The organism is Skermanella aerolata KACC 11604, assembly GCF_000936425.1.
In the GTDB taxonomy this organism is placed as follows: Bacteria; Pseudomonadota; Alphaproteobacteria; order Azospirillales; family Azospirillaceae; genus Skermanella; species Skermanella aerolata.
The window spans coordinates 167,167-182,280 of sequence record NZ_AVFK01000007.1 but is presented as its reverse complement, the minus strand read 5'-3'; the positions used below and the strand labels follow the sequence as shown (position 1 = coordinate 182,280).

The following is a 15,114-nucleotide window of genomic DNA, read 5'->3' as shown; positions in this document are numbered from 1 at the left end:
ATCTCTTCGGCCCCTGGCTTAGTCCACCACCACTGGCACCGGCTCGTTGACGAATGCGAGGGTGTTGACGGTGACGTGCGGCCACTTGATCAGGCCGGGCGTCTCATCGAAGTGCTTGTGGAAATAGATGTCGACCGTCTGGGAATACTGAAGCTGCTGCGACAGCTCCCCGGTGGTCGCGTCCTTGACGGTCTCGACCCAGAAGGTGCTCGCCAGCGCCTTGGCGTCGGCGTATTGGCGGATGAACGGGATGTTGACGATGCCGCCGTCGACGTCGTCGGAGGTCGTGACCGACAGCGCCAGCGTCGACACGATGTCGGCCTTCTTGTTTTGGTCGATCAGGAAGCTGTTGGGTTGCTGCGGATCGAAGTTGCCGCGCTTGCCCCGGTAGCTTTCGCTATAGCCATTCAGAGCTCCCTTCACCGGTGTCGGCAGTCCCGAAATGTTAGGGATCTTCGGCGCTCCCTTGAACTTGCTGAACGGGCCGATCGCGACCAGCGAGTTGCCGTGGGGAACGGTGGCGATCCGGACGACGGTATCAGGCGTGAAGATCTCGTCCGTGGCCGTGGTGTCGGTGACTTCCGGTCCGAGATTGGTCGGCCACAGCCACATGCCGTTTTCGACGTGCAGCAGGTTGCCGAAGTTCGGCCCCTCCGTTGCGTCGGTCACCTTGACGTCATAGCTGACGCCCGCCAGCAGCATCGTGCCGCCGCCGTTGCTGCGGTTGGGGACGAGTGCTTCGATCGCGGTGAAGGTGATCGTCTCGTCGATTTCGTTGACCAGAAGCTCGAAGCCGCCGTTGCCGTTCGGTACGGCGATCATGTTCCAGCCGATGCCGGACCATTTGCCGAGCAGAGCCGCCAGCGGACCCAGGGAGTCGACGGATTTCGCGTCGGCGAGATTCAGGGGGACGTGCTTGGGAAGAGGGGACTTAACAGGGGCGTCCACAGCGGTCATGATTATAGTCTCCCGAAGATCAATAAATCAGAAGATGCAATGAAAGAGCAACAAAAGGAGCAGTATCCACGGGTACTTGGGTATGCGGATGCGGCAGCTCTTGTCTTATGGTGAAGTGTAAATACGTGAAGAGAAACTCTCAAATCGATTCGCTTATTGTTTAAGTTTTGTAATCATTAAATATTGGCGTGTGCAGGTTCGGCCCTGCCGTGCATTGAAATTTGCCCTGGTGGTACGGCGATATGCGGTGAAGGGCAGGGCGGGGGGCGCCGTCCCTCCGACTCGGTCGATGCCGTGGGATCAGGTCGCCAATGCCGCATAACGTCGCGTGGCGCGAATAACCCTTCATTCCTTGGTACTATTATCCGCCGTCCGGCCCGGACTTATACTGCCGCGGCAACCTGTGAAAGGGGACAATCACCATGAAGCTGCTGGCCCTCAGATTGATGGGGCCGATGCTGGCTGCCGCGTGCTCGCTCGGCGCGAGCCAGGCGTTTGCCGAGACCAAGCCGGTTTCGGACAGCCATCCGTTCCATCAATGCGCGTCGTGCCATTCGCTGGATACCTCCGCCAACGCCTTCGGCCCGACGCTGATCGGCGTCTACGGCCGTTCCGCCGGCACGGTGCCGCGCTTCGCCTATTCCGAAGCTGTTCAGAAGTCCGGAATCGTCTGGAACGAGGACAACCTGCGCAAGTGGATTTCCGGTAACGACGCGTTCATCCCCGGAACCCGCATGCGCCACGTCGCCATCACCGACAAGGCGAAGCAGGACGAGCTGATCGATTTCCTGAAGGCGCTGAAGTGAAGTAACCGTCGGATACGCGGATGCGAAAACGGGCGGCAGGGTGATCCTGCCGCCCGTTTTCGTTTGGGACCGATCCGGTTTTTAGTGGCGGAAGTGGCGCATGCCGGTGAAGACCATGGCGAGGCCGCGCTCGTCCGCCGCCGCGATCACCTCGGCATCGCGCATCGAGCCGCCGGGCTGGATGATCGCGGTGGCGCCCGCGTCGGCGGCGGCCAGCAACCCGTCGGCGAAGGGGAAGAAGGCATCGCTTGCCACGACCGAGCCAATGGTGCCGGCCTGCTCGCGGCCGGCCGCCTTAGCGGCGTCGGCGGACTTCCAGGCCGCAATGCGTGAGCTGTCGACCCGGCTCATCTGGCCGGCGCCGACGCCGACCGTGGCGCCCGCCTTGGCGTAGACGATGGCGTTGGACTTGACGTGCTTGGCGACGCGGAAGGCGAACAGCAGGTCGGAGAGTTCCTGATCGGTCGGTGCCCGCTTGGTCACGACCTTCAGGTCGGGCAGGGTCACCCGGCCGCTGTCGCGGGTCTGGAACAGGAAGCCGCCGGCGACGGTGCGCACCGTCATGCCGGGAGCGGCCGGGTCGGGCAGGTCGCCGGTCAGCAGGACGCGCAGGTTCTTCTTGGACGCCAGGAACTGCCGGGCGCCCTCGTCGGCGTCGGGGGCGATTACGACCTCGGCGAACAGCTTCGCGATCTGCTCGGCGGTAGCGGCGTCCAGCGTGCGGTTCAGGGCGATGATGCCGCCGAAGGCGCTGACCGGATCGCATTCCAGCGCGCGGCCATAGGCGTCCAGCAGGCTCTCGCCCTCGGCGACGCCGCAGGGATTGGCGTGCTTGATGATGGCGACGGCGGGCTTCTCGAACTCGGCCACCAGCTCGAAGGCGGCGTCCGTGTCGTTCAGGTTGTTGTAGCTCAGCTCCTTGCCCTGGAGCTGGGTCGCGGTCGCGATGCCGGGCCGGGCATCGGCGCCGCTGACGTAGAAGGCGGCCGCCTGATGCGGGTTCTCGCCGTAGCGGAGCGTCTGGCGCAGGCTGCCGGCGACGGTGACGCGGGCGGGGAATGTCTCGTCGTTCTGGCCGGCGAACCACTGGCTGATCGCGGCGTCGTAGGACGCCGTGCGGGCATAGGCCGAGGCCGCCAGCCGGCGGCGCAGCGCCAGGGAGGTGGCGCCGTCGTTGGAGTCCAGTTCGGCCAGGACCGATTCGTACTGCGAGGCGTCGGTCAGCACCGCGACGAAGCCGTGGTTCTTGGCGGCGCTGCGGATCATCGCCGGGCCGCCGATGTCGATGTTCTCGACGCAGTCCTCGAACGGAGCGCCGCGCGCCACGGTCGCCTCGAACGGATAGAGGTTGACCACCACCAGATCGATCGGCGGGATGTCGTGGGTCTTCATGGCGGCCAGATGGCCTTCCAGGTCGCGGCGGGCCAGGATGCCGCCGTGGACGCGCGGGTGCAGCGTCTTGACGCGGCCGTCCATCATCTCGGGGAAGCCGGTATAGTCGCCGACTTCGGTCACCGGCACGCCGGCGTCGCGAAGCTGCTGGGCGGAACCGCCGGTCGAGAGGATCTCGACGCCGCGCGCGGCGAGCGCCTGACCGAACGGCACGAGGTCGGTCTTGTCGGAAACGGAAATGAGGGCTCGTGTGACGCGGATGAGATCGGCGGTCATGACGGCGGAATCCTGCGTAAGGCTATGGCTGAGTTTAAGGGGGAGTTTTTATGGCGCGGTTTTTATGTTTGCGGCGGCGGCTTCTTCTCGCGGCGTAACGCCCATTTGATCTGAGTGGAATCGGACACGGTGTCGCCGGTCACGACGACCTGATTGGTCCGGCGTGGCTCGTCGCCGTCGCCGAAGCCGCCACCGAGATAGATGCTCTCCGACACTTCCAGGACGGCGCCGGCCGCGCGCAGGCGCCAGACTGCGCCGCTGGGCAGTTTCAGCAGCACGCTGTCTCCGCCGGCCACCGCCGCCGGGGTGACGCTGGGATGCAGGTGGAAGCGGAGCGCGAAGGAAGTGCCTGCCGGCCCTTCCAGCGTGTCCTCGCCGCGCAGGTCGTCGCCGTTGTCCGCCAGATAGAGGCGGCGGCGGTGCAGCAGGCCGAAGGAGCGGACGTATCCGTCATGGGTCGCTTCGACCAGCGTGGCGCCGTCGCCCTCGATCCGCTCGCAGGTGATCCGGCCGGGCCGGCGCCCCAAACCGCCCTGTTCCAGGACCTGGGCCGAGTTGGTTTCCGCCACCGCCAGGGTCGAGTGGGCGGCGGTCGCCGCCAGCGCGCCGCGCCAGGGGCCGAAGCGGCTGGGATGGGAGCCGCAGTTGACGATCAGCCGCTCGCGCCCGACCGTCAGCTCGAAGCTGAGCGTGCCGGCATGGGCATCAGTGTCGAGCCCCGGCGGCGGCGCCTTGCCCGTGTCCATCACCAGCGTCGTGCGGCCCGCCAGCATGCGCTCGAAGCCGCAATGGGGGGCGCTTTTCAGCGGACGGCCGCGTGCGTCGGACTGGGCGAGCACCGTGTCGGTCATGGCGGGATCGGCTTCCCGGCCGCCGTTGAACAACGACAGCCCGCCGTCGCCGTGGCGGAAGAAGCGGAGCGCCGGGGTCATACGGTCGATGGCGTGCTGGAGCACTTCCGGAACTTCGTGCCGGGCGGCGCGCAGAACAGTCCGGATGTCGATCAAGTGGCGCAGCACCAGCATGTGGCGTTCGGGATTGCGCTCGACATGGCCGCCGTCGGGCAGCACCTGGGCTGGAAGCTCGCGTTCCAGCAGCTTCAGGGCTTGGCCGAGCGCCTTGTCGCAGCCGGGCAGGCACAGCCCGCCGAAGGCGAGGCCGCGGACGGCGCTGAGCAGGGAGGAACCCTGGAGCGGGCCGGGGACGACCCTGGACAGGTGGGTGGTCTGGCGCGCCAGACTTTCGAACACGCGCGAGCGGAAGGCGTCGTCGGCGCTCTGGCAGTAGAAGTCGTGCTGCGCGATCCAGTTGGCGATGCGCGTGCCCAGCACGTCGGGCGCCCAGGATGCGGAGTTCCAGCCATGGTTCTGGTCGAGCCAGCTTGTGATCAGCGTCCGGGCCTGCCGCCGCGCCACGTCGCCGCCGACGGCGCGCAGGTCGCGCAGCCAGTCGAAGCTGTTCATGCAGGCGATCCACGTCCGGCCATAGCCGAGCGCCGGCACCCAGACCGGCTCTTCGGCCTGCATCACGTCGCCGCCGAAGGGGAAGACGCCGTCCATGATGGCGGCGCCCATGTCGGAGTCGCCCGGCCACGGATCGTTCGGCACCGCCGCAAGTCCGGTGACGCCCCGGCCGCCCAGCGTCAGGCCGTAGAGGGGGTTGCCGAAGGCGAACGCCCGCGCGCCCTGCTTCAGCCAGCCTAGGGTGTCGCGCTGGCTCGTCATGCCGCCTCAGGCACCCCGCAGGCGGCGGATATTGCCGGCATAGGCATCCGCCCCGCCGGTGAACGTCGCCGTGCCCGCGACAAGGACGTCGGCGCCGGCCTCGATCGCGGCGGCCGAGGTATCGAAATTGATGCCTCCGTCGACTTCCAGGTCGATCTGCCGCCCGCTCTCGTCGATCCGGCGGCGCAGCGCCCGGATCTTATCGAGCTGCGAGCGGATGAAGCTCTGCCCGCCGAAGCCGGGATTGACGCTCATCACCAGAATCAGGTCGAGATCGTCGATTAGGTAATCGACCGCTTCGACCGGCGTCGCCGGGTTCAGCGAGATCCCGGCCTTCTTGCCGAGCGACTTGATGAGCTGGATGGTGCGGTGGGTATGGGCGCCCGCTTCCGGATGGACCGTGATGATGTCGGCGCCGGCCTTGGCGAAGTCGGCGATGAAGAGATCGACCGGCGAGATCATCAGGTGGACGTCGAACACCTTAGCGGTATGGGGCCGCAGGGCCGCGACGACGGCGGGACCGATGGTGATGTTGGGGACGAAGTGCCCGTCCATCACATCGATGTGGATATAGTCGGCGCCAGCCGCGTCGACCGCGCGCACTTCCTCTCCCAAGCGGGCGAAGTCAGCCGACAGGATGGACGGTGCGATCAGTGTCGAATGTTGCATGGCAAAACAGTCCTACCAAGTCGGGTGGGGTGTGCGCAAGATCACACATGATCCTGCCGGATGCAGGTGAGAATTGCGTTAAGTCGACGGGACTATCTTTTCCCCGCGTCATGTCCGCTTGACCAGCCGTGCGATGAAGAAGCCGTCGATCCCGCCAAGTTCCGCCAATTGGCCCGGCAGCGTGCGGACTTCGCCGTTCTCGTTGATCAGTTCGGACAGGCCGCCGAGTTCGTCGGGAGTTACCGGCGACCGGTCGACTTGCGCTCCGGTGGACAGCAGATGGGCGATCCGCTGTTCGCCCTCTTCCGGCTGGAGCGAGCAGGTGCAGTAGATCAGCGTGCCGCCCGGCTTGACCAGATCGACCGCATGGGCGAGCAGGCGGCGCTGGGCGCCGGCCAGCTTGGTCACGTCTTCCTGGGACTTCAGCCGCATGATGTCGGGATGGCGTCGGATGGCGCCGGTCGCGGAGCAGGGCGCGTCGAGCAGGACGGCGTCGGCCAGCTCGTCCGGCTTCCAGGTCGCGGCATCGGCGGTCAGCGTGTCGGCCCACAGGTTGAGCCGCTCCAAATTGGCGGTCAGCCGGCGCAGGCGCCGTTCCGAGCGGTCGAGCGAGGTCACCTTGGCGCCGGCCGCCGCGAGCTGGGCGGTCTTGCCGCCGGGCGCCGCGCACAGGTCGTAGACGGTCTTGCCCGCGATGTCGCCGAACAGCTTGGCCGGCAATGCGGCGGCGGCGTCCTGAACCCACCAGGCGCCGTCGTCGTAGCCGGGCAGTTCGGAGACCTGCCCGCCGCTGGCTCGCCGGACCGTGCCGGTCGGCAGCACGGTGCCGTCCAGCTTCGTCGCCCATTCATGGGGGTTGGACTTGGCGGTGAGGTCGAGCGGCGCCTCGACCAGGTTCGCCTCGACGATGCCGCGCGTGCGCGGCGTGCCGTAGGCCGTCCGCCACGCCAGCCACAGCCAGTCCGGCGTATTGAGCCGGCCGGCGTCCTGCTTTTTCACGATGTCGGCGCCTTCGCGCGAGACCCGGCGCAGGACGGCGTTGATCAGGCCCTTGTAGTGCTGAAGACCGCGCTGCTCCGCGATGGCGACGGAGGTATCGACGGCGGCATGGGCCGGCGTGTCGAGGAAGACGAGCTGGGCGGCACCAAGCCGCAGGATGTCGAGCACTCCGGCCTTGATCGGGTCGGGCTTGGTCAGCGTCTCGGTGATCAGCGCGTCGATCTGGCCGAGCCGGCGCAGCACGGTTGCGACCATCAGCCGGACGAAGCCGCGGTCGCGCGGTTCGAGCGCGTCAAGCCCCTCGTGCGCGTCGAACGCGTCATCGAGCGGGATCTTCTTGCGCAGGACCGTTTCGAGCAGGTCGAGGGCGGCGCCGCGCGCGGCTAGGGAGGCATCGGTCATGCCGCGCGGTTTAGCGCGCGGAAGGGGGCTTGTCGAATCGGAAAAGCCGTCCCGCCGCAATCCCTTTGGCATCGCTGCCATGAAGGTCGGGCGTCACGGTCCCGGCGGAAGAAGGAACCTCCCGCCGGGCGTACCTATAGATGACTGAAGGCCGCGCGTCAGACCGCGACCTTGAACTCCGCTTCGGTCTTGGACTTTATGTCGTCCACGGTGACGCCGGGGGCCATCTCGATCAGGGTGAGGCCGCCGCCGTTCTCGTCGACCTGGAAGACGCCCATGTCGGTGATGATCAGGTCGACCACGCCGGTCCCGGTCAGCGGCAGGTTGCACTGCTTCAGGATCTTCGGCTCGCCATCCTTGGAGGCATGCTCCATGACCACGACCACCTTCTTGACGCCGGCGACGAGGTCCATGGCGCCGCCCATGCCCTTGACCATCTTGCCCGGAATCATCCAGTTGGCGAGATCGCCGTTCGATGCTACCTGCATGGCGCCCAGGATCGACAGGTCGATATGGCCGCCCCGGATCATGCCGAAGCTGTCGGCGCTGCTGAAGTAGCTGGTCTTCGCCAGTTCGGTGATGGTCTGCTTGCCGGCGTTGATCAGGTCGCTGTCCTCATCGCCCTCGAACGGGAAGGGACCCATGCCGAGCATGCCGTTCTCGCTCTGGAGCGTGACTTCGATCCCTTCGGGGATGTAGTTGGCGACCAGCGTCGGGATGCCGATGCCCAGGTTTACATAGAAGCCGTCGCGCAGTTCCTTCGCGGCGCGCGCCGCCATTTCTTCACGTGTCCATGCCATTTTATCGATCCTCCCCTTAAATCTCAGGCGCGCTTGCGGACGGTACGCTGCTCGATGCGCTTCTCGGCATCGGGCACGTGGACGATGCGCTTGACGAAGATGCCGGCGGTGACGATGTGGTCGGGATCCAGCTCGCCCGGCTGCACGAGGTTCTCGACCTCGGCCACGGTGACCTTGGCCGCCGTCGCCATCATCGGGTTGAAGTTGCGCGCGGTCTTGCGGTAGACGAGGTTGCCTTCGGTGTCGCCCTTCCAGGCGTGGACCACGGCCAAATCGGCGAACAGGCCGGTCTCCATCACGTACTGCTCGCCGTTGAACTCGCGGACTTCCTTGCCCTCGGCGACCAGGGTGCCGACGCCGGTCTTCGTGAAGAAGGCGGGGATGCCGGCGCCGCCGGCGCGGCAACGCTCGGCCAGGGTGCCCTGGGGATTGAACTCGATCTCAAGCTCGCCGGCCAGGAACTGCTTGGCGAAGGTCTTGTTCTCGCCGACATAGGACGAGATCATCTTCTTGATCTGGCGCGTCTCCAGCAGCACGCCCAGGCCGACATTGTCGATGCCGGCGTTGTTGGAGATCACGGTCAGGCCCTTGACGCCGCTGTCCCGGATGGCCTCGATGAGAGTTTCCGGAATGCCGCAAAGGCCGAAACCGCCGGCCATGATCGTCATATCGTCGAAAAGCAGTCCTTGAAGGGCGCTCTTGGCGTCGGCATAGACCTTCTTCATCCCCTTGTCCTTGTCTCTTTATTGTTGATACGCCGCTTTGGCCTGTTCGGTATTCTCAGCCGTTGGCGTCAGGGATAGTGCGGTGCGGCACGTCCTGTCAATCCAACGCATGCTTGCGGGCGGGATGAGCGCGTTTTATCCATGCCTCTGCCGTTATAAACCCCCATTTCCGCTAGAAGGTTCTGTCGCGATGTCCATCCACTTCCTCGGGCAAGGGTCCGGCCGTGCTTGATCTGGCCGTGACATCGGCGGTGGCGCTGCTGGTGACCATCGATCCGATCGGGACAGGTCCGATCTTCGCGGCTTTGACGCGCGGGTCCGACGACGCGCACCGGCGGCGGATGGCGATCAAGGGCGTCCTGATCGCGGCGATCATCCTGTTCGTATTCGCCTTCGTCGGCGAGTTCCTGCTGCGGGCGCTGGGCATCGGCTTTCCGGCCTTCCGGATCGCCGGCGGCATCCTGCTGCTCCTGCTCGCCATCGACATGGCCTTCGCGCGGCCCAGCGGGATCCGCAGCACGACCGCGACGGAACAGGAAGAGGCGACCCACAAGGAGGACATCTCGGTCTTTCCGCTGGCGATCCCGCTGATCGCCGGGCCGGGCGCGCTGACGTCCCTGCTGCTGCTGATGGGCAAAGCGCACGGCGACATCTGGGGCCAAGCCGTCGTGCTGGGCGTCCTGGCGCTGGTGCTGCTGGCGAACCTTGCCGTCCTGCTGGCAGCGGCCAAGGTCAGCAAGCTGATGGGCGTCACGGGCGTCAACGTGATCAACCGGGTGCTCGGCATCCTGCTGGCGGCGCTGGCCTGCCAGTTCGTGATCGACGGCATCCTGCAAAGCGGAATCGTGAAGACATGACCAGTGAGAATAAGGCCAGTGACAACAGGGCCGGCGAGACCAAGGCCGGTGAGAACAAGACGGGGGGCTGGACCATCGGTTTCGACGGCGACGACACCCTGTGGCACAACGAGTCGATCTTCTCCATGACGCAGGACAAGTTCCGCGCCATGCTGGGCGAGGACTTGGCGGCCGATGGCGACCGCCGGCTGCTCGACACCGAGCGAGGAAACCTCGGTCTGTTCGGCTACGGCATCAAGGGCTTCATCCTGTCGATGATCGAGACGGCGATCGAGGTCACCGACGGGCGGATCGAGGCCCGGGACATCCAGGCGATGATCGAGGCCGGCAAGGCGATGCTGCGGCATCCGGTCGAGCTTCTGGACGGCGTCGCCGAAACGGTCGAATACCTCAGCCACAGCCACCGGCTGGTGCTGGTCACCAAGGGCGACCTGTTCGACCAGGAAAGCAAGATCGCCCGCTCCGGCCTTGCGGAGATGTTCGACGCGATCGAGATCGTGTCGGAAAAGGACCCCGCCACCTACCGGCGGGTGCTGACCCGGCACGGGATCGCGCCGGAGCGGTTCCTGATGGTCGGCAACTCCGTCCGGTCCGACATCCTGCCGGTGCTGGAGATCGGCGGACGCGCGGTCCACGTGCCCTACCACATCACCTGGGCGCACGAACATGTCGAGCCGCCGGAGCAGGGATACGAACGGATCGACGCCATGGCCGAACTGACCGGCATCGTCCATGGGCTTGGACATTGAACGGGACGGCCGATGAGGTGAGAGGGAACGGCCGCAGGCCCGATCCCAGGGTCACCGGGCTGACGCCCGAGTTCGTGGACGAGGTGCGCGACGCACTCGACCTGGGCCAGCCCGAGCGCGTTCGGGCGCTGGTGACGCCGCTCGGCTATGCCGATCTGGCCGATTTGCTGGAACCGCTCGACAGCCGGGAGCGCGCGGCTCTGATCCAGGCGATCCACGACACCTTCGACCCGACGGTGCTGACCGAGCTGGACGACAGCGTGCGGCTGGACGTGGTCGAGCAGTTCAGCACCGCCGACTTGGCGGCGGCCATCGCCAAACTGGAAAGCGACGACGCGCTGTACCTGATCGAGACGCTGGACGATGAGCGCCGGATCGCGGTCATGCAGGCGATGCCGGCTGCCTTCCGCGCGATCCTGGAACAAGGGTTGTCGTATCCGGAATCGAGCGCTGGGCGATTGATGCAGCGCGACGTGGTCGCGGTTCCCGGCTTCTGGACGGTCGGCGAGACGATCGACTTCCTGCGCCGCAGCCACGGCCTGCCCGACGATTTCTACGACCTGTTCGTGGTCGATCCGGCCCATCGTCCCGCCGGGACGGTGCCGACCAGCCGGGTGCTGCGCAACCCGCGCGAGACCCGCATCCGGGACATCATGGACGACCGGGGCCTCAGCGTTCCGGCCACGATGGACCAGGAGCAGGTGGCCGACATCTTCCGCCGCAACGATCTGGTCACCATCCCGGTCGTGGACGATGCCCAGCGCCTGATCGGCGCCATCACCGTCGACGACATCGTGGACGTGATCGACGAGGAGGCGGAGGAGGACATGCTGGGCCTCGCCCGCACGGGCGAACGCGACATCTTCGCCTCCCCCCTGCGGACGGCGCGGCGGCGGCAGAGCTGGCTTCTGGTCACTCTGGTCAACACGATCCTGGCGTCGCTGGTGATCTCGCGGTTCGAAGGCGCCATCGCCGAGATCGTGGCGCTGGCGATCCTGATGCCGATCGTCGCCGCCATGGGCGGCAATGCCGGGATGCAGGTGGTCACCGTCATGGTGCGCGCCCTGGCGGCCCGCGACCTGACCGGCGGCGGCACGTGGCGGGTGGTCGGCAAGGAGATCGTGGTCGGCCTGATGAACGGCGTCGTCTTCGCCACCGTCATGGGCACGATCGCGACCCTGTGGTTCGGCGACTGGGGCCTGGGGGCGGTGCTGGCGAGCGCCATGATGTTCAACATGGTCTGGGCCGGGCTGGCCGGAACGGTGATCCCGCTGACGCTCAACCGGTTCGGGGTCGATCCGGCGGTGGCCGCCGGACCGTTCCTGACCACAACCACGGACGTGCTGGGCTTCTTCGTCTTCCTGGGGCTGGCGAGCGTGTTTTTGCTTTAGGGAACGGCCGGTCTAAACAATCACCTTGTTGTGCAGCAGGTCGAGCATCGGCACGTCGCTGGGGCGGTTACCGTAGCCCCAGGTCTCGCCGAACGGGCCGTGGTGGTGCAGGTAGGCGGAGACGCGCTGGGCCTTCATGGCGCGGACGCAGTTACCGCCCTTCATGTGGCCGGTCAATACGCCGTCCACCTCCTCCAGCCCAGTCGCCAGCAGGTCGGTTATGCCGAGGTCCTTCAGGAGTTCGGGCATGTAGAGGTCAAGCGCGCCGGTCGCGATCACGACCCGGCGTCCGGCGTCCTGATGGGCTTTCAGTGCGTCCAGGATCGGGCGGTTCCAGCGCACCCAGCCGGGAAGGCGCTCGGCGGCGGCGCGGGCTTCCGCTACGGGCACGTCGGCGAGGGTCAGGCGCAGCAGGATCGCCTTGGTCGAGGTGCGGATATCGCTGCCCAACTGGCGCTTCGTCGCGTGGAGCTGGATGGCGCCGTGGACCGCCCGCATCAGCGACAGCCGCGCCCGCTTCTTTCCCACGATCAGCGACAGGAACGGCAGCAGGCTGTCGCCGCGCACCAGCGTCCCGTCGAAATCGAAGAAGGCGATTCCGGGATGGCCCGAAGACCGCGCGCCGGGAGATGGAAGCCCCTCAAGATGGGGAGGTGCGGGAAGGGCGATGCCGGTGGTCAAGATGGCGTTCTCGGGTGAGGCGATCCGGGGAATGAGATACCCGAGTCAGACTGTCCGGTGCAAGCGAACGCGTCACAGCACCGAACCGTGCCGTCGAATGCCGTAAAGCGATCGGCGGCATAATCCCATCGTAACCGCGCGACCAAATGTTTCATCGCAGGTTGAGGGCCATGCATACGTGCAATAATGAAACTTGGAGGAACGATAATGCGCAAGGTGCGCCTCGCCACTGCCGGTTTTGCTCTCGTTGTTCTGGCTGGTTGCTCCAGCCCCTTCGGTATGGCCAACCTCGCAAAAGAGTCGTCGTCACTCAGCGCCGCCGACCGTAGCTTCATTTCCCAAGCCGCCTACGGCAGCCTTGCCGAAGTCGAATTGGGTGAACTGGCTCAAACCCAGGCGTCTAGCCAGCAGGTTAGAGAATTCGGCGGCAGGATGGTCACCGAGCATACTCAGATGAACAAGGATCTGGTGGCACTCGCCTCCAACAAGGGGATCACGCCGCCCAGCTCGCCCGATCCGGGACGCCAGGAAATCGGCGACATGCTCGAACAGCTGTCCGGGGCCGAGTTCGACCGGCAGTACGTTCCGCAGCAGCTTGCCGACCATGAAGCGACCTTGGGCCTGTTCCAGATACAGTCCAATCGGGGACAGGATGTCGAACTTAGACAGTTCGCCCAGCGCTATACTCCTGTAATCCAGCGCCATGTCGAGATGCTGCGCCGGATGTCCACGCAGGCCATTTCCTCGAATTGACATGGTGATGGGGCCTTTCGCCAGGGCGTGAAGGGGGCTATCTGTTTCGGTCTAGCCTGAATAGACAGATAGACCCTACAGACGGACAGGTTTCCCCATGACGCCACGGCGGATCATCATCGACACCGATCCCGGTCAGGACGACGCGGTCGCCATGCTGCTGGCGCTCGCGTCTCCCGAGGATCTCGAGATCCTCGGCGTGACCGTCGTGGCTGGCAATGTGCCGCTCAGCCTGACGGAAAAGAACGCGCGCCGGATCTGCGAACTGGCGAGCAGGCCGGAGATCCTCGTCTATGCCGGGTGCGCCCGGCCCATGGTGCGCACCCGCCTTGTTACCGCCGAGCATGTCCACGGCAAGACGGGACTGGACGGTCCCGATCTGCCTGAGCCGTCGATGGCGCTGAGGCAGGGCCATGCGGTCGATTTCCTGGTCGATACGCTGATGGCGGCGGAAGACGCCTCTATCACGCTGTGCATGCTGGGGCCGCTGACCAACCTTGGCATGGCGCTGGTCAAGGAACCGGGCATCGTGCCGAAGATCCGGGAGATCGTTCTGATGGGCGGCGGCTGGGCGGAAGGCGGCAACATCACCCCGGCGGCCGAGTTCAACATCTACGTCGATCCGCATGCCGCGCACAACGTCTTCGAGTGCGGCGCGCCGGTCACGATGATGCCGCTGGACGTCACCCACAAGGCTATGAGTACCCGTGTCCGGGTCGAGCGGTTCCGGGCGCTGGGTTCTCCGGTCGGGCTGGCGGTTGCTGCCATGCTCGACTTCTCCGAACGGTTCGACGAGGCGAAGTACGGGACGGACGGCGGGCCGTTGCACGACCCCTGCGTCATCGCATGGCTGCTGCGGCCGGAGCTGTTCCAGGGCAAACGCGTCGCGGTCGAGATCGAGACGGCGTCGGAACGCACGCTCGGCATGACTGTCGTGGACTGGTGGGGTGTCACGGGCAAGCCGGCCAATGCCCTTGTAATCAACCAGATCGACTCGGACGGATTCTACGAGTTGCTGACGGAGCGGCTGGCGCGCCTGTAAGGGACGCGCCGATCCGGACCGTTACAGCGCTGATCCGGCCAGCGCCATGTCGGCCTGGACTGCGCGTCGCTTCGCCGATTCCTGGCGGGCGAGTTCCCGGCGGCGGGCGAGTTCGTAGACGAAGGCGCCCAGGATCGTCAGGCCGATCATGATGACCGATAGGGCGTTGACGGCGGGGGTCAGGCCGGTGCGGACCTTGGACGCGATATAGACGGTCAGGGTGGTGTCCAGCCCGCGCACGAAGATCGTCGTGTTGTAGTTCTCGAAGCTTTGCAGGAAGGCGATGAAGGCGGCGGACAGGATCGCCGGCATCAGGTAGGGCAGGGTGATCCGGCGGAAGACCTGGAGATGGCTGGCGCCGAGGTCGAGTGCGGCTTCCTCCAGCGTCAGGTCGAAGCGTTGCAGGCGAGCCATGAACAGGAGCATGGCATAGGCCGCGATGAAGCTGGATTGGGCGATCACGGTCAGGAAGATGCCGCCCTTGACGTCCAGCCAGCGGTCCCAGAACACCAGCGTCGAGATGCCGATGATGACGCCGGGAGTCAGCAGTGGCGAGACCATCACGGCGTAGAGCACCGTCCGCGCCTTGCTGTGTAGCCGGTACAGCAGCAGCGCCGCCGAAAGCCCGATCGGAACGGCCAGGACGATCACGCCGACTCCGATCAGAAAACTTGTCCACAGAGCTGTCCACATGGCCCGGTCGTTCCACAGCACCGTGAACCAGTCGAGCGTGAAGCCCATCCAGGGCGCCACCGTGGGGAAGCGGCTGGTGTTGAACGTGGCCGCCGTCATGATGATCAGCGGCAGGAACAGGTAGCCGAAGAACAGCACCATATAGGCCGTCACCAGCGAGGATCGGATACGGTCCGCCGTCATGTCACTTGGCCCCCA

At 65.9% G+C, this 15,114-nt stretch carries 15 protein-coding genes; 6 read left to right on the top strand and 9 right to left on the bottom strand.

Annotation, left to right across the window (positions count from 1 at the left end; translation table 11 throughout):
• Positions 1–18 precede the first annotated feature (18 nt).
• Positions 19–957: a heme-binding protein gene (locus N826_RS11615; protein ID WP_052831070.1), complete on the bottom strand. Its 939-nt coding sequence runs from the start codon at positions 955–957 to the stop codon at positions 19–21.
• A gap of 422 nt (positions 958–1,379) precedes the next feature.
• Between N826_RS11615 and N826_RS11610 the strand changes: the two genes are divergently transcribed.
• Positions 1,380–1,763 (top strand): c-type cytochrome, encoded by a 384-nt coding sequence (locus N826_RS11610; protein WP_244619481.1) that lies wholly within the window; start codon positions 1,380–1,382, stop codon positions 1,761–1,763.
• 81 nt (positions 1,764–1,844) lie between these two features.
• Here N826_RS11610 and purH read toward each other — a convergent pair whose 3' ends face one another.
• The 6 genes from purH to N826_RS11580 all read right to left on the bottom strand — a co-directional run bounded on the left by purH (position 1,845) and on the right by N826_RS11580 (position 8,750).
• Positions 1,845–3,431, bottom strand: coding sequence for a bifunctional phosphoribosylaminoimidazolecarboxamide formyltransferase/IMP cyclohydrolase (purH, locus tag N826_RS11605; RefSeq protein ID WP_044428813.1), 1,587 nt, complete (start codon positions 3,429–3,431; stop codon positions 1,845–1,847).
• Between the two features lie 62 nt (positions 3,432–3,493).
• Entirely contained in the window at positions 3,494–5,155 is a 1,662-nt protein-coding gene (locus N826_RS11600; protein WP_044428811.1) for a heparinase II/III family protein, read from the bottom strand.
• A gap of 6 nt (positions 5,156–5,161) precedes the next feature.
• Positions 5,162–5,824 (bottom strand): ribulose-phosphate 3-epimerase, encoded by a 663-nt coding sequence (gene rpe, locus N826_RS11595; RefSeq protein ID WP_044428809.1) that lies wholly within the window; start codon positions 5,822–5,824, stop codon positions 5,162–5,164.
• Positions 5,825–5,932: 108 nt separating this feature from the next.
• Positions 5,933–7,225 carry an RsmB/NOP family class I SAM-dependent RNA methyltransferase gene (locus N826_RS11590; RefSeq protein WP_044428807.1) on the bottom strand — a complete coding sequence of 431 codons (1,293 nt, stop codon included), beginning with the start codon at positions 7,223–7,225 and terminating at the stop codon, positions 5,933–5,935.
• Between the two features lie 158 nt (positions 7,226–7,383).
• Positions 7,384–8,025 carry a CoA transferase subunit B gene (locus N826_RS11585; RefSeq protein ID WP_044428804.1) on the bottom strand — a complete coding sequence of 214 codons (642 nt, stop codon included), beginning with the start codon at positions 8,023–8,025 and terminating at the stop codon, positions 7,384–7,386.
• Positions 8,026–8,048: 23 nt separating this feature from the next.
• A complete protein-coding gene (locus N826_RS11580) occupies positions 8,049–8,750 on the bottom strand; it encodes a CoA transferase subunit A (RefSeq protein WP_044428801.1) in 702 nt (233 codons plus the stop codon).
• Positions 8,751–8,974: 224 nt separating this feature from the next.
• On the opposite strand from N826_RS11580, the gene N826_RS11575 reads away from it, so the two are divergent.
• The 3 genes from N826_RS11575 to mgtE are packed head-to-tail and all read left to right on the top strand — an operon-like array spanning position 8,975 to position 11,747.
• On the top strand, positions 8,975–9,607 hold the full coding sequence (locus tag N826_RS11575; RefSeq protein ID WP_044428799.1) for a MarC family protein: 633 nt from the start codon (positions 8,975–8,977) through the stop codon (positions 9,605–9,607).
• Positions 9,604–10,356 (top strand): HAD family hydrolase, encoded by a 753-nt coding sequence (locus N826_RS11570; protein WP_084720670.1) that lies wholly within the window; start codon positions 9,604–9,606, stop codon positions 10,354–10,356. Before N826_RS11575 ends, N826_RS11570 begins: the two co-directional genes overlap by 4 nt.
• Positions 10,357–10,373: 17 nt before the next feature.
• Positions 10,374–11,747 carry a magnesium transporter gene (mgtE, locus tag N826_RS11565; RefSeq protein WP_052831101.1) on the top strand — a complete coding sequence of 458 codons (1,374 nt, stop codon included), beginning with the start codon at positions 10,374–10,376 and terminating at the stop codon, positions 11,745–11,747.
• A 12-nt stretch (positions 11,748–11,759) separates the two neighbouring features.
• Here the strand turns inward: mgtE and N826_RS11560 are convergent, their stop codons facing one another.
• On the bottom strand, positions 11,760–12,428 hold the full coding sequence (locus N826_RS11560) for an HAD family hydrolase (RefSeq protein ID WP_244619634.1): 669 nt from the start codon (positions 12,426–12,428) through the stop codon (positions 11,760–11,762).
• 207 nt (positions 12,429–12,635) lie between these two features.
• Between N826_RS11560 and N826_RS11555 the strand changes: the two genes are divergently transcribed.
• Together N826_RS11555 and N826_RS11550 are read left to right on the top strand one after the other, a co-directional pair.
• Positions 12,636–13,181: a DUF4142 domain-containing protein gene (locus tag N826_RS11555; RefSeq protein WP_052831068.1), complete on the top strand. Its 546-nt coding sequence runs from the start codon at positions 12,636–12,638 to the stop codon at positions 13,179–13,181.
• Positions 13,182–13,278: 97 nt separating this feature from the next.
• Positions 13,279–14,223: a nucleoside hydrolase gene (locus N826_RS11550; protein ID WP_044428793.1), complete on the top strand. Its 945-nt coding sequence runs from the start codon at positions 13,279–13,281 to the stop codon at positions 14,221–14,223.
• Between the two features lie 21 nt (positions 14,224–14,244).
• On the opposite strand, the gene N826_RS11545 is transcribed toward N826_RS11550, so the two are convergent.
• Positions 14,245–15,099, bottom strand: coding sequence for an ABC transporter permease (locus N826_RS11545; RefSeq protein ID WP_044428791.1), 855 nt, complete (start codon positions 15,097–15,099; stop codon positions 14,245–14,247).
• Positions 15,100–15,114 lie beyond the last annotated feature (15 nt).

What these genes read in the sequence shown, in the direction of transcription:
- N826_RS11555 (WP_052831068.1), top strand. Translation starts at nt 12,636, where the DNA reads ATGCGCAAGGTGCGCCTCGCCACTGCCGGTTTTGCTCTCGTTGTTCTG.
- N826_RS11600 (WP_044428811.1), bottom strand. Translation starts at nt 5,155, where the DNA reads ATGACGAGCCAGCGCGACACCCTAGGCTGGCTGAAGCAGGGCGCGCGG.
- rpe (WP_044428809.1), bottom strand. Translation starts at nt 5,824, where the DNA reads ATGCAACATTCGACACTGATCGCACCGTCCATCCTGTCGGCTGACTTC.
- N826_RS11550 (WP_044428793.1), top strand. Translation starts at nt 13,279, where the DNA reads ATGACGCCACGGCGGATCATCATCGACACCGATCCCGGTCAGGACGAC.
- N826_RS11590 (WP_044428807.1), bottom strand. Translation starts at nt 7,225, where the DNA reads ATGACCGATGCCTCCCTAGCCGCGCGCGGCGCCGCCCTCGACCTGCTC.
- N826_RS11545 (WP_044428791.1), bottom strand. Translation starts at nt 15,099, where the DNA reads ATGACGGCGGACCGTATCCGATCCTCGCTGGTGACGGCCTATATGGTG.
- N826_RS11580 (WP_044428801.1), bottom strand. Translation starts at nt 8,750, where the DNA reads ATGAAGAAGGTCTATGCCGACGCCAAGAGCGCCCTTCAAGGACTGCTT.
- purH (WP_044428813.1), bottom strand. Translation starts at nt 3,431, where the DNA reads ATGACCGCCGATCTCATCCGCGTCACACGAGCCCTCATTTCCGTTTCC.
- N826_RS11610 (WP_244619481.1), top strand. Translation starts at nt 1,380, where the DNA reads ATGAAGCTGCTGGCCCTCAGATTGATGGGGCCGATGCTGGCTGCCGCG.
- N826_RS11615 (WP_052831070.1), bottom strand. Translation starts at nt 957, where the DNA reads ATGACCGCTGTGGACGCCCCTGTTAAGTCCCCTCTTCCCAAGCACGTC.
- N826_RS11570 (WP_084720670.1), top strand. Translation starts at nt 9,604, where the DNA reads ATGACCAGTGAGAATAAGGCCAGTGACAACAGGGCCGGCGAGACCAAG.
- N826_RS11585 (WP_044428804.1), bottom strand. Translation starts at nt 8,025, where the DNA reads ATGGCATGGACACGTGAAGAAATGGCGGCGCGCGCCGCGAAGGAACTG.